Annotated in this window: 1 pseudogene; it reads left to right on the top strand. The window is 44.9% G+C overall.

Going from position 1 to position 1,189, the window contains the following annotated elements:
- Window positions 1-1,142: pseudogene (locus KIV40_RS25900) on the top strand (ATP-dependent zinc protease); the annotation flags it as partial.
- Window positions 1,143-1,189 lie beyond the last annotated feature (47 nt).

The following is a 1,189-nucleotide window of genomic DNA, read 5'->3' as shown; positions in this document are numbered from 1 at the left end:
AACCGCTACAGCAATCTACATGCTGAAGAGGTTGATATTGATAAGAAAAACAATCAAGTGACCTTTGGCATGGTTAGCAGTGATGGTCAAAAGAAAGAGGTGAGTTTACCTCTGGTACGTATGCTCAACGTGAGCGGTAAGCAAAGGCCTCTCGTGTACGTGCCTGTTCAATTAGGTAAAGACACTACGCGAGATATCTTGGTTTATTTACGTGACCGTTCAGGTAGCGACTCCCAGCTAAGAATTGGCACCATGACGGCCAGTGAACACTTCATGATCAACAGCAACGCAGAAAACTTACTTTCGTCTGGCGCTGAGAGCTTTCAAGATGCTACCAAGTCAGGTGAGGCTTTGATTATCTCGCCAGAAGAGGACATCACGCTGGATCACTTCCCACTCAAAGCCGTTGCTTCGTTCAACGTGAGTACTCCGGTTCTAAAGGTGGAAAGTTTTGAAATGACGGGCTCGGGTGATGATGAAACCGTTGAGTTCTTTTTGTTAGATGCGGATGGCGAGCAGCAAAAAGTCTCTAAAAAGGTGATTAAGAAGCTGAAAGTCGGCGAGGATGTTCGCCCAGTAGTGAGTGCAGATTTTGTTGTATCGGGTGAAGCTCATGAGCGAGAGTTTGCCCTTGATGTGTTAGACATGAGTGAAAAGGTGCCTTACTTCGTTCTAGGCAAAAAAATGGCTAAAGAGGGCGTGTATATCAACACTCGCGCCGACTACCTGTTGAACGCAGAACCTCTGTTTAAAGGCGGTCATGTTGAGCTTGTTGAAGTCAACGGCATGACATTCCCGGCTAAGCTAGACACAGGTCAATGAATGCGATTAACATTAAACGCTTCAAGAAAGACGGGCAAGATATGGTGACCTTTACCTATCAAAACAACCAAGGCGATAAACAAGAATTCACTAAGCCAGTGATTGATGTGATGCGCATTAAAGCTAAGAAAGGCGAGAAGGTAAACATTCGTCCTGTGGTAGAAATGAACGTCAAACTCGGTGATTTAGAGAAGAAGGTCAAGGTTAACCTACAAGACCGCTCTCGCTTTGAATACAGCATGATTCTAGGCAAGAACTTCTTGAAATACGGTGCGCTTGTGAGTAGCGATGAAGATTATGTATTGGGTAAGAAGGAGTAGCTTGCATTAAACTCCGGAAAAACAAAAAGGGCCAACTCTTGCGAGTT

It is taken from the genome of Vibrio sp. D173a (assembly GCF_030248475.1).
The sequence above is the reverse complement of the archived record's forward strand: the minus strand, read 5'-3'. Positions and strand labels throughout refer to the sequence as shown.